Origin of the sequence: Neisseria brasiliensis, assembly GCF_009671065.1 — a bacterium.
Taxonomy (GTDB): Bacteria; Pseudomonadota; Gammaproteobacteria; order Burkholderiales; family Neisseriaceae; genus Neisseria; species Neisseria brasiliensis.
Window position 1 is genome coordinate 1146327 of the sequence record NZ_CP046027.1, and the last position, 20712, is coordinate 1167038.

Genomic DNA, 20712 nt, shown 5'->3' on the forward strand with positions numbered 1-20712 from the left:
AATGTGGGTTAAGGGAATGGCGTATTGTAACAAAAAACAGGGTTTTTACGGGAAAAAGGCCGTCTGAAAAGCAACAGATGCTTTTCAGACGGCCTTTCGATTCAAACGATTAAAACTTAACCGCGCACGCGTTCGATTTTTGCGCCCACGCCGCCGAGTTTTTTCTCGATGTGTTCATAACCACGGTCGAGATGGTAGATGCGGTCCACGATGGTTTCGCCGCTGGCAATCAAACCGGCCATCACCAAGCTGGCGGAAGCGCGCAGGTCGGTGGCCATTACCGTCGCGCCGGAGAGGGATTCCACGCCGGTTACGAAAGCGGTGTTGCCTTCGGTGGTGATGTTCGCGCCCATGCGGTTGAGTTCAGGAACGTGCATAAAGCGGTTTTCAAAAATGGTTTCGACCACGCGGCAGCTGCCTTCGGCCACTGCGTTCATGGCCATAAATTGCGCCTGCATGTCGGTCGGGAAGCCCGGATGCACGACGGTGCGGATATCGACAGCTTTCGGGCGCTGCTGCATGTCGATGCTGATCCAGTCGTCGCCCGCTTCGATGACGGCACCGGCTTCAACCAGTTTGTCCAACACTACTTCCATGGTTTTCGGTGCGGCGTTGCGCAGAGTCACTTTGCCGCCGGTCATCGCCACGGCACACAAGAATGTGCCGGCTTCGATGCGGTCGGGTACGACACTGTGTTCGCAGCCGTGCAATTCTTTCACGCCTTCGATGGTCATGGTGGCGGTGCCGATGCCGCTGATTTTCGCACCCATTTTCACCAAACATTCAGCTAAGTCCACGACTTCCGGCTCGATGGCGCAGTTTTCCAATACGGTGGTGCCTTCGGCCAAAGTGGCGGCCATCAATAAATTTTCCGTGCCGCCGACGGTAACCACGTCCATTAACACGCGCGCGCCTTTCAGACGGCCTTTGGCTTTGACGTAACCATGCTCGATGACGATTTCCGCACCCATGGTTTCCAAGCCTTTCAAGTGTTGGTCAACCGGACGCGAACCGATGGCGCAGCCGCCCGGCAGGCTCACTTGTGCTTCGCCGAAACGCGCTAAAGTCGGGCCCAATACCAAAATCGATGCGCGCATGGTGCTGACCAATTCATATGGCGCGCAGGTATTGTTGACCGTGCCGCCGTTGATTTCGAATTCGTGCACATTGTCGGTCAACACGCGCGCGCCCATGCCTTGTAAGAGTTTTTGCGTGGTTTTCACATCGGCCAGCATCGGCACGTTTTTCAGGCGCAGCGTGCCTGAAGTCAGCAAACCGGCACACATCAGCGGCAGCGCGGCATTTTTCGCGCCGGATACAATGATTTCGCCGTTTAACGGGCCGTTGGCAGAGATTTTGAGTTTGTCCATAAGTATTCGCTTTATCAGTCGCCGAAACACAGTGTTTGAGCGTAAAAAAATGAGGTTTAACTTGGAATTATAAGGATTTTTACCGCTCTTGTGGGTATGACAGTAAAAATTTTCTCCAAACGTAATAAAGGCCGTCTGAACGGTTTAGGCACAATCATTAATATTGCAGCAAAAAAGTTCAGACGGCTTAATTTTATTTTTGTGAAATTATTTCAAGTAGCCAAATCAAAAACCCGGTCGGCCGATTCTACGGTTTCTTTTCTATGCGCCGCCATGATTTTGGTAAACGGCAGGTTTTTCAAATGTTCGTTCACGGCTTTTTCATTGGCAATATCCAAATGGCTGGTGGCTTCGTCGAGAAACAGAATCTTCGGGTTTTGATACAGTGCGCGAGCCAATACGATGCGTTGTTTCTGGCCGCCCGAAAGTGCGCTGCCCATGTCGCCGATTAGGGTTTCATAGCCCATCGGCATGGCCATAATTTCTTCATGGATCATCGCCATTTGCGCGCATTTTTCGATTTTGTCACGATTGGGTGTTTCATCGAAAAAACCGATGTTGTCTGCAATCGAACCGGCAAATAAAACATCGTTTTGCCGTACCACCGCACCCAAGCTGCGGATAAAGCGCGGTGGCAGGCGGTAAATATCGTGGCCGTTGACTAGCACCTTACCCGATTCGGGCTTGAGGTTGCCACACAAAATATCCAAAAGCGTCGATTTGCCGCAACCCGAACGACCGGTCAGTGCCAGCGATTCTCCCGCTTTGACCGTTAAGTTCACATCTTTCAATACATAAGGTTCATTTTCGGCGTAGCGGAACGATACATTTTCCAGACGGATTTCGATACCGCCTTCCAGATTGGGAATGCCGGTATCGGGTGTGCGTTCGCTTTCTGTTTCCGTCAGTACAATGTCGGCCAAACGTTCACCGTGCAGCGACAGCATTTTTACTTCCACAAAATGATTAATCAGCGAGCCGATGCGGCTTTCAAATTGGCTTTTGTAAGCCAAAAAAGCCATAAACACGCCCACGGTAAACACACCGTCCAAAATATCCAATGCTCCCCAATACACAATCAGGATATTGGCCATACCGAATAAAAGGGTATTGGCAAAGCCGAATCAAATGCCCAGCTTTTGCGCCGTCAGCCCCGTATTGACCGTATCTACAAACAAACCCATCCATGTACCGTGGCGCTGAGTGCTTTTGCCGAACTGTTTCACCGTCTGCACACCGCGTATCGTTTCCATAAAATAAGTGCTCTGTTTGGTGGCATGTACAATATTCTCTTCCGTGGCGCGGCGCAGCGGATAATAGGCAACCCAGCGGATTAAAATATAAATCAGCAGCGTCACCAACACCACCGCTGTCAACTTCGGGCTGTATACCAACATCAGCGTAAACGTAAACACCGCCATCAAGCTGTTGAGAATCAACACGAAAAAAGTAGATGTCAGCGTGCTTTGGATACTGTCGGCCGCGCCGAAGCGCGACACCACGTCGCCCAAGTGCCGCTTGGTGAAATAATCCGTTGGCAAGTCCAGCAGCCGCTTAAAAATATTCGATTTCCACTGCATGCTCAAAGTAGTGGCAAAATGCATCCCCACCCAAGATTGCAGCAAAGACACCGCCTGCTGCACCAGCATCAACATACCGAATCCCAAGGTCAGCGTAACCAACAGGTTGCGGTCGGCCGTCACAATCACATGGTCGATAACCCATTGCATGAAAAAAGGCGATACCAAAGCAAACACTTCCATCGCCGCCGCCAACAACAACAGCTGCACCAGCGAACGGCGCAAGCCCGTAATCCCCTTGAGCATAGGCAGAATTTTGACGCGCTGTTCCTCTTTCTTTTCCTCAAACTGCGTGTTCGGCCACATTTCCAAAGCAACGCCGGTAAACTTGCGCGATACTTCCGCCATTTTCACCTTGCGTAACCCCGTTGCCGGATCCATTACCGTGATATGGTCGGCAGACACCGATTTGAGCACCACAAAATGATTCAAATCCCAATGCAGGATACAGGGCAGACGCAGATTGGCCAATTCGTCCAACTCCAAACGCAGTGCACGAGAAGTAAGGTTCATATCGTCGCCGAAGCGCACGATATCCGCCATATTCGCCCCCTTGAGCGAAAGCGTGTATTTCTGCCGCAGCGTACGCAAATCGGTATAGAAACCGTGATAGCGCAACACCGATACCAAACAGGCCAAACCGCATTCGGCGATTTCGGTCTGCAACACCACGGGCAGTTTGCGGCTAAAGCCGAAAGAGAGATTGTCTAAAGGATTCATCATGATTGATAAGGTAAAGTGGTTTTAAAGAGGCCGTCTGAAAACAGAGTCTGTTTTCAGACGGCTTTATCAGGTAGCGGAGCTATTGCCAACATGCAAATTTAGTGGAGATTTTTCTAGTGGCTTTATAGGATGAATATCCCGATATAGCCAATATAGTTGTCTCAATCCATGAGATATGGTTGTGCATGATTTGAATATTGAATATTTCCAAAACATAATTAATCAGAAAATATTGGCATCTCAATAAAACAAAAAACAGCACAAGAAAAAATAAAAACTGTTTCCAATTATTCATTATGCATCCTTAAAAAACTGATGTTATCCACCATAATTATTTCCAGATTTGTCTTTACTTTTTGGTATTTCGGTTAAACCGTGTTCTATTTCAAAAATAGGCCTCCCATCATAAGGTAGTGCATTAACAGCGTCATTTGTTACTTTTTTGACCCAGCCCCCGGTATAACCACCTGCGGCAATTCCTGTCGGTGCGTTTCCTGTCCTTGCTGTCGTAAAAGTGCCAACGGCAATAGTAGCAAGTGTTCCTGTAATATCTCCCCAAGTCATTTTACCTTCACCAAGATTATTTGCAGTATTACTAAATGACAGTATCTCTCGCAGAGCTTCCGGCATTACCTTTACCACCACAAACTACTTTTAAATCTTGAATAGATAATTCATGCATATTATTTCCTTTTATTTGTTAAACTGCATTGATAAAAAAGGCCGTCTGAAAGCAGCATCCGTCTTTCAGACGGCCTTGGGAACGGGTTTTACAGTTACGGTTTTTTAAGTCGAATAAAGATAAAAAACACGATATTTGCAGACAAGGTACCGAAGGAAGCCGCACCCAAAGTAACCATACCGCCTAGATTCACCTCCTTGATATCCATAAAATTAAAGGTGATATGAAACAGTAATTGGAAAACGATGATTAGGATAAGCAGCAATTTCCAATGATTAGCCATGTTTTTTAAGTTTATCTGCATATAGGTATTCCTAAAAAATGGTGCAGTTCCTAAAATATTTTCTTTAATAAATTTTTAGATTTACCCATAATTATTTCCATCTTTGTTTTTGTGATGAGAGCTGTCTAATCTTTTTCCAATAGCTGCCCCACTATCTCCTCCTACCTTTTCTCCGAGTCTGGAACCCATCTCACTGCCTGCAACACCTCCTGCCGAACCGCCTGCAATAATTCCTATGGGGTTGCCGGCGGTTGCCAACGCTCCCAATGCGGCACCTGTAAATGTACCTGCAAAGCCACCTAAAGCACCTCCGATATAATTTCCGGCTGATGAACCTATCTTTCTGCCTTCGGATTCATAGTGTCCTTTTCCGGCAAATACCAATTCTAAATCTTGAATAGCTAATTCACGCATATTATTTCCTTTCATTTGTTCAACTATTTTGGTAAAAAAGGCCGTCTGAAAGCAGCATCCTTCTTTCAGACGGCCTTTATGGGTTGGTTTGAAAGCTATTGGGGGAAAGTAATATAGACAAAAGCGGTCAGCACTCCCGCTATGGCCGCCCATAAAAATTCAATTTTCTGATTGAATTTATTGTAGAAAACGACATCAAAATTCATCAGCCTCCCAAACAACAGCAAAGTGAGGAATGAGGATATGAAAATTAACGGTAATAGATAATCCATTGCTGTAAATCCATTAATGTCCGTAATTTGAGCCGGATTTGTCTGTCGAATTGGATCGGAGTCTGGAAATACCACCTACTGTAATTCCACCTACTGCCGAGGCACCGATGGTATTGACCGCTGTACCGATTCCTACTGGGCCGGTAAAAAAACCTGCAAAAGCTCCTGCTCCTGTCGCTAATGCGGCATCAACTGCATCAAATTTTTTACCGTTTGTAGAAATCGAACCTGAATAGGCAGAAAGTCCGGCTGCTCCTCCTGCTACAGCCCCTGGAAGGGCAAAAGCACCTTGAACCAAGGTTAAATCTTGAATGGATAACTCACGCATTATTTTCTCCTTACTTTTTAAAGGATTGACACAAAAATAATGAGGAAACAAAAACAGAAAAAGTCATCACATAAACAAATATCCTGTAAGTTTCCCCATCGGCAAAATATCCCGATATAAAAAGGTTTGCGGCTGTAGGTGTCAGTAACCCCAGTAATATCGGTATGATTAAAACGGTAATTTCTTTAGAATTTGATTTAAAACGAAAGGCAGTATTAATAATGTTGAAAGCACAATAAAGCCTATACTCGCCATCTAGTAATTTTTCTTCTGCAATACGGCTTGATAAAAAACGCGAACAAAGCGCAGATAGTGCAAAAACGTATATCGTATATCGATCGGGACGATTTTTTTTACCGTATCAAAGTTTTTCAGCTGTGGAGAGATGCTTATTACCAATAACCTAATATTTTAACGACTTAATTTAACTTCCCCGAAATACTGTAAATCGGATCCAAAACCCATTCATAAAGCTTCTTGCTGCCGTGCAGGATATCCGCTTCCAAAATCATACCGATTTGCAGCGGTTTTTCTTCGCCGTAAGCCGTCACCGTTTGCTTTTTCAGCTTAACCTTGACCAAATAGGCCGGTTCATTGACCAAAGCAGGGTTGGAGAAAATCAGCCCCAAACCCGAAAGCTCCTGTTTGCCCAAAGCCGTTTTCGCCACGGAAACGATTTCGCCTTCCGCATGACCGAATTTCTGATATGGGTAAGCCTGATAGCGCAGCACCACCTTTCCCTTAGGCTTCACAAATCCCGCCGCCTTACTCGGCACATAAAGGCTGGCATAAAGTTCGGTCTGCTCCGGCACGATACTCATCAAAAGCCGTGTCGGGTCGACCTGTTGGCCGACTTCCACATTCGGCGTGGCCGCATAGCCCGTTTTGCCCGCACGGATAATCTGTTCCGAACGCATCTCAAAATCCAACACCTCCTGCGAAATATCCGCAATCGCACGTTCCAGTTGGCTTTGTTCGGTTTTATGGCGTTCAGGCAAGCTCGCCAATGTCAGATTCTGCGCCTGAATATCCTGCAATAAGCCCGCCTCCTCACTGCGGTAGGCATCCAGCTGTGATTTCTGCTCCAACATTTCGGCTTCCACATTCATCAATTCCTGCTTCGATACCGCATCATTCGCACTTAAATAACGGTATTTCCCCAACATCTCCTCTGCCAGCCTTACCCGGCTTTTTTGACTGGCAATACGTTGGCCGATATGGCGGTGTTGGCTTTTCAAGCGGTTGAGCGTGCCCTCCAGCGAACGCTTTTCATTGTCATGAATCAGCTTCAGCCGCGCCAATTCCTGTTCCGCCAACGTCTTTTTCAAAGCCGCTTCCGAAGCCAGCCGCTCCTGAATATTGCCCTGTGCCCCGAAGCGCGAAGTCGAAAGCGCAAACAATTTGTCGCCCGCCTTCACCCTTGCCCCGTCGTTGACAAACTTTTCCGTAATCACCCCCGAATCCGGCGCATACACCCGCACCACCCCCGAATCCGGTAAAAGCTGGCCTTCCACCGTCGTTTTTTCGGTATAGCTGCCGAAAATCAGAAACAAAACCACTGCCGTCGCAATCAGGCAGGCACAACCTGTGAGAAAGGCAAACGAAAACGGCTGTGTCAGGATAATCCTGCCTGTCCAGCGGTTTTCACGCGCAGCCAACACTTCAGGGCGGAAAAAAGGAGTTTGGGACATGGTTATTACGGTTCACTATCAGAAAAACTTTTTCAGACGGCCAGAAAGCCAAAAGGCCGTCAGAAAGAAAAACAATTGCAGGTACGGTTTGCTTACGGCTGAATTTCAACCATTTTTGCACTCCTTTTCCGTACGATGATTCTTAAAAAGGCGCTTTACTAAAAAATACGGCAGATATACCGAAAGAAAATTCAAACTGCCGTAGATGAAATTCAAACTCAAGCCATATTTATTTATATAATCAATCAAAAAAATATCTGATATCAAATACAGAATTTGGTAAAAGCCCGTAACCAGTACTATGAAAAATATAAAATGTTTCCAATTATGCATAAAATACCAAGCCTGTTTTTCAATTTATATGAAATATAATTCATTAAGTCAGAGAGTTTGCCGGGTTTGACAACCCAACCTGCGCTTGCTATAAGGGCTTGACCTCATCCCCCATAACTATTACCAGATTTATCACCATAATTATTCCCGGATTTATCCCTAGAATTTTCAATAGCCCGCCCTACAACCCCTCCTATAACGGTACCACCGACAGTACCCACTGCTGAACCTACCTTACCACCATACTTTTGCCCGACCACAACACCTACAATCGCACTCCCTAAGCCTGCAACAGCACCAAGACGTCCTCCTATAGCTCCTCCTCCCATACGTCCTGCAAATCCTCCTACCGTAGAACCAATAACGCCCCCTGTTGCAGCAGCATCTGCTGTGGGACCAGTTCCAGAAACGAACTGTAAATCAACCATAGATAATTCATACATTTTTAAGCTCCTTTGATTTTAGAATTAATGAAAAATGGAATATCAAGAAAAAAATAATACTTGCAGAAAGAATTATACCGCTATATATAATTTCTTTTCTTGTCCCCATAATCAATAAAAAAAACGCATACAGAGACAATATTGAGTAAGATAAGCCTAGGCTTTTCCAGTTTATCCTCTTATTATCTGCTTGTTCTTCATAAAATTTAAAAATATATTCCCTCATTCTCCGTATCAGCATTAAGGTGGATATTAAATATATAAAAATAGTAATTTTCTCTAATATTTTTACCTCATAAATTAAATGTATCGGTGCTGTAAAATATAAAAGCATCAGAAAAACGTGAAGAAAAGCGCAAGATGTAGATGATATATTTAAAAGAATATGTGTTTTACGTAGAAACATTTTTTGACTCCTTTTGCTTCTTTTCACCACAAACAGATTATATAACCCGTATGTACGGTTGGCCGCCCCAAGTGGCTTAACCGTACAAAACCTTGTGAAATAGGCCAAGTTTTATGAAAAATTTAAGGAAACGGATTTCAGACGGCATTGTTACTTTTTATAAATTTGCAGCAGCGTAGGTTGGGTCAAGACCCAACGGATTCCTTAAGTTAAAAGAGGTTTGTTGGATTTAACAATCCAACCTACGCTTGCTGTGGAAGGCTAACCGTACCTATAAGGGCTTGACCTCATCCTCCATAACTATTACCAGATTTATCACCATAATTGTTACCTGATTTATCTGTATTGTTTTTAATCTGAGAACCGTTTAGAGGACTTTCTATTTCATATACAGGACGAACAATAACATAGTTATCATATTCTTTTACGGCTCGGGTTGTAATAGCTCCAGCTACTGCCCCAACTCGGCCTCCTCCTACTGCCCCTCCTACCCCTGCTCCGATAATTCCTTCTTTTGTAATAGGTTCTTGGGTAACTTTTTGGGTTGCTACATAGGTGACAACACCTTCTACAGCACCCGCTATTCCTTTTCCACCATAAATAGACTTTAATTCGTTGATATGCAGTTCTCTCATTTTCATCCTCCAATTACTTTTTGTTGATCATCTTGCATAAATACGGATGTATGAATACACAGCAAAGCAGTAAAAAAATATTGATTAATTCATAGGCATTCTGAGAAACAGTACCTTTTATAAAAAACCTAGAAAACAAAGCAACAGCTATTACAAGGAAGAATCCGCACAGGCTTTCTTTTAAGGAAAAATTTTTTAGAAATTTCATTTTTTATCCTTTAAAAAGTAATTAGTTTATAAAATATTTTTCTCTAGAATGTCTTACAGCAGCTTGGGTTGGGTCAAGACCCAACGGGTTCTTTAAGTTAAAACGGGGTTGTTGGATTTGGCAACCCAACCTACGCTTGCTTTTTACCTTTCAAAATGATGATAAAAATAAGATAAGCAATCAACCCGCCTAATGCCATAGCGGTAGAAGTCGTATTCAAAGCAATGTTTTCATTGATTCGGATATCTTCATTGATGCCCAAAAAGTAAAACAGGATACTTACAAGCGTTTGGCAAACAATGCCTAAAACCATCAAAAGCTTCCAATGTTTTAATATATTGGTTATGTTTAGCTGCATATGCGTGCTTTTTAACGAACAAGGCCGTATGAAACCGAAAAATGATCTTTCAGACGGCTTTGGGTAATCAAGTATGGGGTGGGTCAAGACCCTGAAAATCCTTATTAATACAATATCATCGTGACCAATCCAGTGAAAATGGTAATAAAAATTGCAATATAGAAAATTTTACTTTTAGGCTTGGATTGTTTGATTACGCCAGATTTGACCAGCATTGCACTCATTACAACGAGGCAAGCTCCTAAAACAACAATTAAGATATGATTCTCCATACTATAGCTTCCCAGCAAATATAGACCCAATAAATCCCTTCAAGAACAACGCGTAGGTACGGTTAGCCGCCACAAGCGGCGTAACCGTACGCATATTTTCAGTTTTAAGTTATCTTCCGATATGGATTGATAATATTAGCCATTCGTACGGTTACGCCGCAGGGGCGGCTAACCGTACCTACGCGGGCTACTTTCTATCCACCATAACTATTACCTGATCTATCGCCATAATCATTACCAGATTTATCATTCGTACTTTGATTATGAAACTCTTTTCGTAAAGGACTTTTTCCTGCTAATGTCTGTTCTACGGCAGCACCTGTCCAATCCCCAATTAGCCCTCCCAATGGTGATTTAGCTAGTCCAGCGCCTACAGCTCCACCAGCCATGGCGCCTATGATACCTGGTGCTGTATTTAGCTGTTGTTTGATATAGTTTTCCCCAATATGAGTAACACCGCCAATTGCTGCGCCTTGGGTGGCTGGTTTTGAAGATATTTTTATTGCTTGCTTTCCCACTTCCCTAATGATCGCCATACCTCCATAAATTAATTCCAGATCTTTTAAACTAATTTCTTTCATTTGATAATTCCTTTTCAATTTTCATATAAAGTTTTACACTTATATAGACAATGATTGCAACTAAGAAAATACTTCCGTATTTATATATATTTGTATTTGCATAATTTGAGAAAATTATCCTTATAAAATAAGAAACAGATAGCGCGTAATAAAAAATCAATAAAAAATTTTTTATTTTAGAAAGAGTTTTAATGATTTTTGATTTTTCTTTGTTGTAGGCTAAAAATATTATATATAAAGATAATAAAATTATACATATAGTAAAGGAGTTTAGTTCATTCCATTTAAAAATTTGCCATTCAAAATTCAATAAATTTAGAGGTAAATTGAATAGAACATAAATGGACATAATTTTAAATATTTCTGCAAGTATAGATCTATTTTCTTTCATAATTTAGCCTAGTCCGAGTAGGTACGGTTAGTCACCATAATTATTACCACATCGTTCACCATAGTTGTTACCTGATTTATCTTTTGATGTAAAGGTTTGACAACTGTTGCTGTTTTTTGCTGCAACAGCTCCACCAACGAGAGCACCTATCCCTGCTGCGACGGGATTTCCTTTGGACATAGTTGCGCCAACAACTGCTCCCATAGACATTCCATTTTGTATATCACTCTTACAAGCTTGAATGTTCGCCTATCTTGATGAATTTTCACCTGTAACTATAATCAAATCTGATAATGATATTGTCTTCATGTTTAAGCCTTTCATTTAATTAATTTTGTTTAGATATAATAAAATCAATAATATCACGAAAGTATTTTATTACTGTCAAGGTAGTTGATGGGATTGCTAAAAGTAACAATGTATCCAAGTCAATTTGAATCATGTCTTTGTACATTGCAAACCATAATAGAATGAATAAAAAAGTAAAAAGTAGATAAGATTTAGCAAAAAAAAAATACTATATTCAACTTTCTGTTTTTAAATGTATTCATCATTCATCCCAAACAATATTTTCCGAATCCCGAACATCTTAACTCACGCATTTTCATTTCCTTTCTCGGTCTTAAAAAACAGGCTAATCAATAAAGCCATAATGAAAAACAACATATACAGGCTAATATCCATAATCAACTGATTTTTCAAATAAAATTTGCTATGGAAAAAATCAGGTTTGACTCGGTTCTGCAAAAAAGCCATGATAAAAAATGACCCTAGGGCACTAAAAAAAACATCTTGATTAAAAATGTATTTCCTTAAAACTTGAATCATTTCTCCCTCTCTTTAATTTCTAAAATATCCAATTGAGCCAAATGGCGAATCATTTCAAGGGTTTTCAGCCTCTTTTGATTGTCGTCTGTATCAATAAGCTGCTGCATACTTACTGTGCCTTCTTGTTTGAGCATGTTCAGGATGGATGCACTGGCATCATCTATATTCAGCTTAATCCCATTCGCAATCAAATACCCTTTCTCCAGCGTCGAATCGTCCACCGTGTTCAAGCTCAACAAGGCATCTTCGGGCAGGCCGTCTGAATGGGGGTTGCCGAGGATTTCAAAGGCAAAGCCGCTGTCGGTGCGCTGGTTGCCGAGAAAGTGCTGCATAAAGGCTTCGTAATTGTCGGGATCGGTAATCTCGGCGGCGAATGCTTCGGCGGCTTTTTTCAGCAGCGCAGGTTGGGTCAAGACCCAACAAATTACTTAAGCAAACGTAGATTTGGAGCGAGAGCCAACGATTTCTTAAGTCAAGAAAAGGTTTTTTTGGGTTTATCAACCCAACCTACGCCGCTTTGAATTCAAAACGATATCATCGTCATTAAACCGAAAAAAAATAGTAACAAAAATAGCAATATAGAAAATTTTACTTTTAGGCTTGGATTGTTTTATTACACCCGATTTGGCCAGTATCGCACTCACTACAACAAGGAAAATTCCTAAAGCAATGATAAAGATATGGGTTTCCATGCCATGATTCCTGTATATTTATTTTCCAATAAGACAAAAAATTCTGCAGCTACGTCAATCAATCTGATTTATCTTCGGATTTTTGTTTGCCGTAAACCAAACGGTAAGCGACGATAGAGGAAAATGTAACCGCAAAAACAGATCCTATATCAGAGTCGGGAGGCAGATTCCATAAAGGATAAAGCCAGGCCTTAATCATCAGCTTGATTAACCACCAAAGAGCCAATGCGGTGAAAAGTGTCATTAAGGATTTTGCTAACTTAGGAATTTTCTCCGTCATAATTTTTGTTTCCGGATTGATCATTTTTATTTTTAGCAAGCGTAGATCGGGGAGACCCAACGATTTTTTAAGTCAAGAAAAAGTTTTGTTGGTTTTACCAATCCAACCTACGCCGCTTTAAATCCAAAAGCATACGTACGGTTACGCCGCTTGGGGCGGCTAACCGTACCTACGCAGATTTCGGCGGAAAAAAGGGGGTTGGAATATGGTTATTACGGTTTACTAGCAGAAACACTCTTTCAGACGGCCTGAAAGTAGAAAAGGCTCTCAGATTCGCATATCAAGTGCAACATCGGCGGATTTTGTTTCAGTAGTAATGTTTGTGCGCTGTTGCGGCTATATTGTCAAGAACAAGCCGCTTTGCTGTGCCTGTCGGCATTCTTGACTATATAGCCGCAACAGTGGTTTGGTCTTCAATGCTGAAAACAGCCAAATAGTAAGCCTCGTCAGGCATATTACGCATGTTGCACTTGATATGCGAAAGCAAGGCCGTCTGAAAGAAAAAAACTATAGGTACAGTTAATGTCCGTAGTTGTTTCCTGAGCGGTCTTTTGCTGTCAAGGCTTGACAGCTATCACTCATTTTGGCCGCAATGGCTCCACCGAAAAGAGCCCAACTCCACCTGCTAAAACATTTCCTTTAGCTGAGGTTGTGCCTACAAGAGCACCAAAGGCCATACCATTGGTAATATCGTTTTTACAATCTTTAATAAGCTCATTTCTATTAGAGTTACCACCTGAAACTAAATGTAACTCAGATAATGATAACGTTCGCATATTAAACTCCTTAATAATTTACCGAGAAGAAATTAATTCAACAATCTCTCTAATACGTTTAATTAATATATAAAATATTGGCGGAATGGATAGTAAAAGAAAAGATTCAGAATCTATCGGAATAAATTTTTCATATTTTATGTACCATAGAAAAAGAAATCCAAAAACAAAAAATATATATATCTGAATAAATTCAATGAATATTTCTAAAACCTTGGAAATTTTTTTCATATTTATTCCTTCAAATCCTAACCTCCAGAATATCTAATGCTAACAAACTTTCTAACAGTTTCTTGATTTCCTCCTCTCTTCCTAGTTGGTTATGCGCTAATAAATGTTTTACCATAACAGGCTTCTGGGTCGAACGAAGGTGAAGGAAAACCTCTTTCCCTTTGTCATCCAGATCAATTTTCACTCCATTGGCAATCAAATACCCTTTCTCAATCGTCGAATTGTCTACCGTATTCAAGCTCAATAAAGCATCTTCAGGCAGGCCGTCTGAATGGGGGTTGCCGAGGATTTCAAAGGCAAAGCCGCTGTCGGTGCGCTGGTTGCCGAGAAAGTGCTGCATAAAGGCTTCGTAATTGTCGGGATCGGTAATCTCGGCGGCGAATGCTTCGGCGGCTTCTTTCAGACTGCCTTGGTCTTGCGCCCAGCTTTGCAGGTTGTGGCGGAAGCCGACGATATCGGGCACTTTGTTCATCAGCCATTCCATGTAATTGTGGCCGTTGGGCGGAAAGGTGCCGATGGCAAGGTGGAAGGTTTCGCAGCCCATAGGCACGGGGTTGTGCCACCAGCCGCGCGGGATATAGAGAATGTCGCCGGCTTCCAATACCACTTCCATATCGGTGGTTTCGGGTTCGGGAATATGCGGCAGGTCTTTGCTTTGCTGCATGTAGAGCGGCATCTCGAAATTGGGGGCGGAAAGGCTCCAATGTTTTTTGCCGACCAGTTGCACGGCGAATACGTCGCGGGTGTCCCAATGATTTTTGTAGGATGGGTCGCCACCGAAAGCGAGGTAGCCGCTGACCACGGTATGCGCCTGGGCGAAACGGGCGACTTGCTTTGTGATGTCGTCTGAAAACGGTTCGTTATTGATGCGGTTGTACACCAAAGTCGCGCCGTCTTTCAGGTATTCGTACACGGCGGCTTTGTTGAAGCGGTGGCGGATACGTCCGGTATCTTCAAAAGCTTCGACATAATGTTCTTTTGGAATCAGCGGGCCTTTGCGGAATTTGAAAAGTTCGTCGGCAGGGTTGGCGCGCTGGTACATTTCGTTGATGCCGCGCCAAACCTCCGCCTTATCAGGCAGTCTGACCGCGTTTTTGAAGAGACAGGGCTTTTGGTAACGGTAGTCACGAAAAAAAGTTTCTTGCGGCATTTGAAAATCAATATTCAATTTGCATTCCTTTCGATTATGATTATATTTATTTTCTATAGTGTATGTATATTATTGTTTTTTTTTATTGGTCAATTGATTACTGATGTGTTTTGGTAAAAAAGATATTTTATGTTTGTAAATGTAAATTTTTTGAAAGAAGCTATCAAAAAGTTAAGTCTATAAGAAATTGAATTTGAATGATATTTAAATAAAAGGCCGTCTGAAATTTCAGACGGCCTACTTTATACTGCAATCGATTTACGGACGGTACTCCGGCGCCATGCCGTTTGGCAGCAGCTGCCAAACATAACCGGTGGTTTTCTGCTTGCCCGCAACATTACCGGCTTCGTCGCCGTAGCCCCAGAAATAATCCACGCGCACCGCGCCTTTAATCGCGCTGCCGGTGTCTTGCGCCATAATCAGGCGGTTGAGCGCTTTGTTGGTAATCGGGTGGGCGGTGGCCACGAACAAAGGCGCGCCCAGCGTGATGTAGTGGCGGTCAATCGCACCGGCGTATTCGCCCATCAGTGGCGTACCCAATGCGCCGACAGGACCTTGGTCGCTGCTGCCTTCCAATTTACGGAAGAAAATGTAGCTCGGGTTTTGCCCCAACACTTCGGCCAAGCGGTGGGTGTTTTGCTGCATGTAGGCTTTGATGCCCTGCATGGTGGTTTGACCCAAAGTCAGGTAGCCGCGGTCGGCCATGTAGCGGCCGATGGATACATAAGAATATTCGTTTTTATCGGCAAAACCGAGGCGCACGTATTCGCCTTTCGGGGTTTTCAGACGGCCTGAACCTTGAATGTGCATGAAAAAGAGTTCGACCGGATCATCGGCGTAACCCAAAATCGGCGCTTTGCCGTTGAGTGCGCCGGCGTTGATTTGCGCACGGGTGTGATACGGAATGAATTGGTTGCCGACAAAGCGCCCTTTAATCGAGGTCGAGCGGGCGGTAATCGGGAATTGCGACAGGTTGGCGGTGTGGGTGCCGTTGGCTGCAATCACGCCGCTGTTTTGGCCGGTTTGGCGCACGCGCACGATGCCCTTGCTGTTGCGCTGGGCAGAAGACAGCGGCACGGAAACGAAATCATACGGAATGCCGTAAATCGGGAAACGTGCTTTGTTGGTCTGTACGATGTCGCCGTGTAATACTGGCTCATAATAGCCGGTAACGGTGCCCGCTTGCGAGCCGTTGCCGCTCACTTGCCACGGCGTGAAATAGCGCTCGAAAAACGATTTGGCGGCGGCTTGGTTCAACTGAGTTTGTGCGGCTTGGGCGCACACGTCTTGCCAGCCTTGACGGCTTTTCAGTCTGTCGCAACCGAGTTTGAACGATTGCAGGCTTTTGACGAAATCTTGGCCGTTCCATTGCGGCATGGCGCTGTGTGGCACGGCGAGATAAGACGCATTGCCGCCCGGTGTGAAGGTGGTGCCGACTGGGTGCGGTGTGCCGGTTGGGCGGTCGGGGCCGCTGATGACGGTTTGGTCTATGGTCGGTAATTTTTTGACGCTCTTGCTCGGACAAGCGGCCAGCAAGGCGGCAGTGATGCCCAATAAAGCGGCGCGGAACAGGGTTTTCTTCATGGCTTTTTTCAAGTCGTTAAAGGCCGTCTGAATACGCGTTTCAGACGGCATGGAAAACAAAGAAACGGCATGGCAGCATAAAGAGCCACGAGCCTGCGGGGTTTGATTCTAGCACAGAATCGCCGCTGACCTGCGGATTAGGCCGCCTGAAAGTTGGCAACGCTTATCTGGAAGATGGGTATAATAGAGCGTGCAAACGGCGCGCGCTAATGAATATATGATGGCATGTTTTGCGTTTGCGTTGAGCCTTGAGTGGGTTGCAAATAAAGGGATAAAGGCCGTCTGAAAGGTGTTCGGAAGCTTGAGAATTATCCCGCCTCCGCCTGTTGTTTTAAGATTTAATAATTTGTTTTAAATTAATTATTTTAATTTTTGAATGTTTTTTTAGATTGCCTTTTATACATAAAATAGGCCGTCTGAAGGTGAGGAATCGAGATGAGATCGCTGGTGTTTTTTATTGGTTGGGCGCTGTTTTTCACGCTGCTGTTTGGCGGCATTTCATGGCTGGCACGCGCCTTGGATTTGCCCAATGCTTCGTTGTGGATTAGCGTGGCAATTGCCGTATTTATCGGCTTGCTGCCGGGCAAAAAAATCGCCCGCCGCCGAAATGAGTTGGTGGCGCTGTTGGAAACAGGCCGTCTGAAACATTTTTCTCTGCCTTGAAGTGAAACGCTTTCTGCCGCGAAAAAAATATAGCTTAGGCCGTCTGAATCAAGCTTGTTTCAGACGGCCTTTTGATTGTGAACACAACATTTACAAGGGCAAAGATTTTTGCCGACGTGATTATGCGCGGCCATACTGTTCATCTCAACAAAATACGCTACAATAGCCCTTATTTCTCAAGCATTTTACTTTAAGGAAACGCCATGTTCGATTTCTTCCGCCGCAAAAAACAGGAAACCCCCGCTCCCGAAGAAGCGGTCAAACCCGAGCTCCAGCACGCCGAACAAACCGCCGCTACCGAGCCGACCCAGTCGGTAGAAGAGATGCTGGCGGCGCTGGAAAACGCGTTTGCCAAAGAAGCAGCAGAGAAAGCGCAGGCCGCGCCGCCGGTCGAAGAAATTGCTGTCGATTCTATTGAAAATCAATCATTTGAAGAAGAAATTTTAGCGCAACAAGCGCCAACTGAAACGCTGGTTGATGATGTTCAAGTGGAAGCAGAAGCGTCTGCAGAAATGCCATTTGAGCATATCGCGGCGCAAGTTGAAGTGGCGGATGATGTTTCTATTGAAGACGAGAATACAGAAGAAATCGTTTTAACCGACGATGGCAAAGTGGTGATTGATTATGTGCAAGTGCCGGAAGGCACCGAAGTGGTTTCGGTGCCTTCGGAGCAGGCAGAAGCCATTGCCGATGAGCAGGAAGCTGCGGGCGAAGCTATCGAAGTCGCGCCATCAGCAGAATCAACGGATCAGCCGGAAGCGGCGGAAATTCAAACTTGGGAAACCACATTCCCCGAAGCAGAAACGGCACAGAACCAAGCGGCGGAAGCCGAGCCTGCAGAAGCAGTTCAGGTGCAGGAAAATGTTGAAACTGAAGAAGTTAAGGCAGATGAATCACCTGAAGATACGCCGTCTGAAAGCATAGCGGTCACTGTGGCGGCAGCGACAGCCGTAGCTGCGCAAACTGCGACAGAAGAAGACCAAGCGCAAACCAAATTAAGCTGGGCTTCGCGCCTGAAACAAGGCTTGACCAAATCGCGCGATAAAATGGCCAAATCGCTGGCGGGCGTGTTCGGCGGCGGCAAAATCGACGAAGATTTGTATGAAGAATTGGAAACCGTGCTGATTACCAGCGACATGGGCATGGAAGCGACCAATTATCTGATGAAAGACGTACGCGACCGCGTCAGCCTGAAAGGCTTGAAAGACGGTGAAGAATTGCGCGGTGCGTTGAAAGATGCCATTTACGATTTGATTAAACCTTTGGAGCAGCCGTTGGTGTTGCCCGAAAGCAAAGAGCCGTTTGTGATTATGTTGGCAGGCATCAACGGCGCGGGCAAAACCACGTCTATCGGCAAGCTGGCGAAATATTTCCAATCGCAGGGCAAATCGGTGCTATTGGCGGCGGGCGATACGTTCCGTGCTGCGGCGCGTGAGCAGTTGCAGGAATGGGGCGAGCGCAACAACGTGACCGTGATTTCGCAATCCACCGGCGATTCGGCGGCGGTGTGTTTCGATGCGGTGCAGGCCGCCAAAGCGCGCGGTATTGATATTGTGCTGGCCGATACCGCCGGCCGCTTGCCGACCCAGTTGCACCTGATGGAAGAAATCAAAAAAGTAAAACGCGTGCTGCAAAAAGCCATGCCCGATGCGCCGCACGAAATCATCGTCGTGTTGGATGCCAACATCGGCCAAAACGCGGTTAACCAAGTGAAAGCCTTCGATGAAGCTTTGGGCTTGACCGGCCTGATTGTGACCAAGCTCGATGGCACGGCCAAAGGCGGCATTCTCGCTGCGCTGGCCAGCAACCGCCCGATTCCGGTGCGCTACATCGGCGTGGGCGAACGCATCGACGATTTACGCCCGTTTGACGCGCGGGCATTTGTGGATGCATTGTTGGATTGATGTTTGAATGATATTGAGGCCGTCTGAACAGGTTTGGTGCAAACCATGTTCAGACGGCCTTAACTTTTCTTAAAAGCCAAACGTAAAAAGCCGTATAAAACAACCATATGCGTTGAAAATCCTTTATAATGCCGATTCATAAACATAACAACAATTTCAATCAAGGATACACAAACATGGCCAAGAAGTTTCCGATTTTTCCCAAAGCGCCGGAGCGGATTTGCTGGGGCTGCGACAAATATTGTCGGGAAGACGATTTGCAGTGCGGCAACGGCTGCGAGCGCATTCAGCACCCGATTGAATTGGACGGTCGCGATTGGTATAAAACCGGCGACTGGAGCAATCTTCTGAGCGACGAGCAGCAAATCGAGCTGGGCTTGAAAGAAGCGCCGAAAGCGGCCAAACCGCACATCAAGCTGCCGTTGAAAAACAAAACGGTTTAACAGATTGAAAGGCCGTCTGAAAGATATTTTTTCAGACGGCCTGAGGCCTTTGTAAAGCCCCAGGTTTGAGTACAGTTCAAAGTTATAGCAGCGCAGGAAGCGCAGACATATCATGAAGATAGACAAGCTTTCGAGCAGCGCATAACGAAGAAATGTACCAAAGATGGGGATTTTGCAAAGGTCTCAGCCTGTTGTACTTTTCTTTAAAGGTAGGCGTAAAATGCCTGCCTGTTTTCTTTGGTTTTGAACACGCACACATCTCATGAATACCCAACCTGATGAATACCGCAAAGGCCTGTTGTACGCACTGGGCTGCTACCTGATTTGGGGCATTTTCCCGCTTTATTGGTATCCCATCACCGGCACAGCCATCGGCGCAGATCAGATTTTGGCACAACGCATTTGCTGGTCGGCGGTGTTTGCGCTGGGGGTGCTGGTGTTCAAAGGACAGCTCGGTACGCTGTGGCAGGCGGTGCACAACCGCAAATTGCTGCTGACTTTTGTCGGTACCGCGTTTGCGATTTCGCTCAATTGGCTGGTTTACCTGTGGGCGATTACCAATAACCATATTCTCGATGCCAGCTTGGGCTATTTTATTTCGCCGTTGGTAAATGTGTTGTTCGGCTTTTTGTTTTTCAAAGAAAAGCTCAACCGAACGCAGCTGTTGGCAATTGCTTTGGCGGTGGTCGGCATTTTGTGGCTGGCGGTGCCGGCGGGACACATTCCGTGGGTGTCGCTGCTGTTGGCGGGCAGCTTTGGTGTGTACAGCCTGTTGCGCAAACTCGCGCCGCTGGATGCGCTCACCGGCATGACCTTGGAAACGCTGGTGTTGGTGCCGTTTGCGCTGGGCTATTTGTTGTGGGTGGCGCAGCAGGGCAATTTGGTGTTCGGCAGCTTGGCGCCGCTGCCCTTGGCGGTGTTGATTGGGTCGGGCGTGGTGACGGTGTTGCCGCTGCTGCTGTTTGCCGCCGGAGCCAAGCGCATTTCCATGAGTGATTTGGGCATGATTCAATATGTGTCGCCGAGTATGCAGTTTTTCTTGGGCCTGACTTTGTTCGGCGAAGCGTTCAGCCTGCAAAAATTCACCGGCTACGCGTGGGTGTGGCTGGGGATTGCGGTGTATTTGTTTGGCGTGGTGCTGGCGAAGAAGAAGGCTCGGGTTGAGTGAGTTTCCATCATAAATTGAACAGG

General features: G+C 45.2%; 20 protein-coding genes and 1 pseudogene. 4 read left to right on the forward strand and 17 right to left on the reverse strand.

The features are described from left to right. Positions 1-116: 116 nt before the first annotated feature. From murA to mltA, 17 genes and pseudogenes are all read right to left on the reverse strand, one after another. The gene (gene murA, locus GJV52_RS05865; RefSeq protein ID WP_095502647.1) at positions 117-1370 is read right to left on the reverse strand and encodes a UDP-N-acetylglucosamine 1-carboxyvinyltransferase; all 1254 of its coding nucleotides are present in this window, start codon (positions 1368-1370) and stop codon (positions 117-119) included. Between the two features lie 212 nt (positions 1371-1582). Next, positions 1583-3670, reverse strand: a pseudogene (locus GJV52_RS05870) (peptidase domain-containing ABC transporter). A 321-nt stretch (positions 3671-3991) separates the two neighbouring features. Beyond that, entirely contained in the window at positions 3992-4303 is a 312-nt protein-coding gene (locus tag GJV52_RS05875; protein ID WP_100562762.1) for a hypothetical protein, read from the reverse strand. Between the two features lie 416 nt (positions 4304-4719). Next, entirely contained in the window at positions 4720-5052 is a 333-nt protein-coding gene (locus GJV52_RS05885) for a hypothetical protein (protein ID WP_100562766.1), read from the reverse strand. Positions 5053-5337: 285 nt separating this feature from the next. After that, positions 5338-5652: a hypothetical protein gene (locus tag GJV52_RS05890; protein WP_100562768.1), complete on the reverse strand. Its 315-nt coding sequence runs from the start codon at positions 5650-5652 to the stop codon at positions 5338-5340. Between the two features lie 419 nt (positions 5653-6071). Further along, a complete protein-coding gene (locus tag GJV52_RS05895) occupies positions 6072-7343 on the reverse strand; it encodes an HlyD family secretion protein (protein ID WP_100562770.1) in 1272 nt (423 codons plus the stop codon). A 437-nt stretch (positions 7344-7780) separates the two neighbouring features. Further along, positions 7781-8119: a hypothetical protein gene (locus GJV52_RS05900; RefSeq protein ID WP_095502738.1), complete on the reverse strand. Its 339-nt coding sequence runs from the start codon at positions 8117-8119 to the stop codon at positions 7781-7783. 693 nt (positions 8120-8812) lie between these two features. Next, the gene (locus tag GJV52_RS05905) at positions 8813-9160 is read right to left on the reverse strand and encodes a hypothetical protein (RefSeq protein ID WP_154143240.1); all 348 of its coding nucleotides are present in this window, start codon (positions 9158-9160) and stop codon (positions 8813-8815) included. 338 nt (positions 9161-9498) lie between these two features. Then, positions 9499-9813 carry a hypothetical protein gene (locus tag GJV52_RS05910; protein ID WP_154143241.1) on the reverse strand — a complete coding sequence of 105 codons (315 nt, stop codon included), beginning with the start codon at positions 9811-9813 and terminating at the stop codon, positions 9499-9501. Positions 9814-10192: 379 nt separating this feature from the next. Next, positions 10193-10579, reverse strand: a complete 387-nt coding sequence (locus tag GJV52_RS05915) for a hypothetical protein (RefSeq protein WP_095502733.1) — start codon at positions 10577-10579, stop codon at positions 10193-10195. Positions 10580-10997: 418 nt separating this feature from the next. Further along, a complete protein-coding gene (locus tag GJV52_RS05920) occupies positions 10998-11174 on the reverse strand; it encodes a hypothetical protein (protein ID WP_154143242.1) in 177 nt (58 codons plus the stop codon). A 620-nt stretch (positions 11175-11794) separates the two neighbouring features. Beyond that, complete coding sequence (locus GJV52_RS05925) at positions 11795-12211, reverse strand: winged helix domain-containing protein (protein ID WP_095502730.1); 417 nt, start codon at positions 12209-12211, stop codon at positions 11795-11797. An 84-nt stretch (positions 12212-12295) separates the two neighbouring features. Then, positions 12296-12490, reverse strand: coding sequence for a hypothetical protein (locus tag GJV52_RS05930; protein WP_095502729.1), 195 nt, complete (start codon positions 12488-12490; stop codon positions 12296-12298). Between the two features lie 58 nt (positions 12491-12548). Then, positions 12549-12830 carry a hypothetical protein gene (locus tag GJV52_RS05935; RefSeq protein WP_154143243.1) on the reverse strand — a complete coding sequence of 94 codons (282 nt, stop codon included), beginning with the start codon at positions 12828-12830 and terminating at the stop codon, positions 12549-12551. Positions 12831-13348: 518 nt separating this feature from the next. Continuing rightward, on the reverse strand, positions 13349-13546 hold the full coding sequence (locus GJV52_RS05940; RefSeq protein ID WP_100562774.1) for a hypothetical protein: 198 nt from the start codon (positions 13544-13546) through the stop codon (positions 13349-13351). 241 nt (positions 13547-13787) lie between these two features. Beyond that, positions 13788-14945 (reverse strand): JmjC domain-containing protein, encoded by a 1158-nt coding sequence (locus GJV52_RS05945; protein WP_407670418.1) that lies wholly within the window; start codon positions 14943-14945, stop codon positions 13788-13790. A gap of 240 nt (positions 14946-15185) precedes the next feature. Continuing rightward, positions 15186-16511: a murein transglycosylase A gene (gene mltA, locus GJV52_RS05950; protein WP_095502743.1), complete on the reverse strand. Its 1326-nt coding sequence runs from the start codon at positions 16509-16511 to the stop codon at positions 15186-15188. Between the two features lie 435 nt (positions 16512-16946). Between mltA and GJV52_RS05955 the strand changes: the two genes are divergently transcribed. The 4 genes from GJV52_RS05955 (at position 16947) to rarD (ending at position 20689) form a co-directional block, all read left to right on the forward strand. Next, positions 16947-17174, forward strand: a complete 228-nt coding sequence (locus tag GJV52_RS05955; protein WP_095502725.1) for a hypothetical protein — start codon at positions 16947-16949, stop codon at positions 17172-17174. A 512-nt stretch (positions 17175-17686) separates the two neighbouring features. Next, on the forward strand, positions 17687-19078 hold the full coding sequence (ftsY, locus tag GJV52_RS05960; RefSeq protein ID WP_369832052.1) for a signal recognition particle-docking protein FtsY: 1392 nt from the start codon (positions 17687-17689) through the stop codon (positions 19076-19078). A 176-nt stretch (positions 19079-19254) separates the two neighbouring features. Beyond that, positions 19255-19521, forward strand: a complete 267-nt coding sequence (locus GJV52_RS05965) for a DUF3079 domain-containing protein (RefSeq protein WP_100562778.1) — start codon at positions 19255-19257, stop codon at positions 19519-19521. Between the two features lie 262 nt (positions 19522-19783). Continuing rightward, complete coding sequence (gene rarD / locus GJV52_RS05970) at positions 19784-20689, forward strand: EamA family transporter RarD (RefSeq protein WP_095502722.1); 906 nt, start codon at positions 19784-19786, stop codon at positions 20687-20689. Positions 20690-20712: the final 23 nt, after the last annotated feature.

Excerpts from the sequence above, each read along its gene's own strand:
- murA (WP_095502647.1), bottom strand. The coding sequence starts at position 1,370 with ATGGACAAACTCAAAATCTCTGCCAACGGCCCGTTAAACGGCGAAATC.
- GJV52_RS05875 (WP_100562762.1), bottom strand. The coding sequence starts at position 4,303 with ATGCCGGAAGCTCTGCGAGAGATACTGTCATTTAGTAATACTGCAAAT.
- GJV52_RS05885 (WP_100562766.1), bottom strand. The coding sequence starts at position 5,052 with ATGCGTGAATTAGCTATTCAAGATTTAGAATTGGTATTTGCCGGAAAA.
- GJV52_RS05890 (WP_100562768.1), bottom strand. The coding sequence starts at position 5,652 with ATGCGTGAGTTATCCATTCAAGATTTAACCTTGGTTCAAGGTGCTTTT.
- GJV52_RS05895 (WP_100562770.1), bottom strand. The coding sequence starts at position 7,343 with ATGTCCCAAACTCCTTTTTTCCGCCCTGAAGTGTTGGCTGCGCGTGAA.
- GJV52_RS05900 (WP_095502738.1), bottom strand. The coding sequence starts at position 8,119 with ATGTATGAATTATCTATGGTTGATTTACAGTTCGTTTCTGGAACTGGT.
- GJV52_RS05905 (WP_154143240.1), bottom strand. The coding sequence starts at position 9,160 with ATGAGAGAACTGCATATCAACGAATTAAAGTCTATTTATGGTGGAAAA.
- GJV52_RS05915 (WP_095502733.1), bottom strand. The coding sequence starts at position 10,579 with ATGAAAGAAATTAGTTTAAAAGATCTGGAATTAATTTATGGAGGTATG.
- GJV52_RS05920 (WP_154143242.1), bottom strand. The coding sequence starts at position 11,174 with ATGGGAGCAGTTGTTGGCGCAACTATGTCCAAAGGAAATCCCGTCGCA.
- GJV52_RS05930 (WP_095502729.1), bottom strand. The coding sequence starts at position 12,490 with ATGGAAACCCATATCTTTATCATTGCTTTAGGAATTTTCCTTGTTGTA.
- GJV52_RS05940 (WP_100562774.1), bottom strand. The coding sequence starts at position 13,546 with ATGCGAACGTTATCATTATCTGAGTTACATTTAGTTTCAGGTGGTAAC.
- mltA (WP_095502743.1), bottom strand. The coding sequence starts at position 16,511 with ATGAAGAAAACCCTGTTCCGCGCCGCTTTATTGGGCATCACTGCCGCC.
- GJV52_RS05955 (WP_095502725.1), top strand. The coding sequence starts at position 16,947 with ATGAGATCGCTGGTGTTTTTTATTGGTTGGGCGCTGTTTTTCACGCTG.
- ftsY (WP_369832052.1), top strand. The coding sequence starts at position 17,687 with ATGCCATTTGAGCATATCGCGGCGCAAGTTGAAGTGGCGGATGATGTT.
- GJV52_RS05965 (WP_100562778.1), top strand. The coding sequence starts at position 19,255 with ATGGCCAAGAAGTTTCCGATTTTTCCCAAAGCGCCGGAGCGGATTTGC.
- rarD (WP_095502722.1), top strand. The coding sequence starts at position 19,784 with ATGAATACCCAACCTGATGAATACCGCAAAGGCCTGTTGTACGCACTG.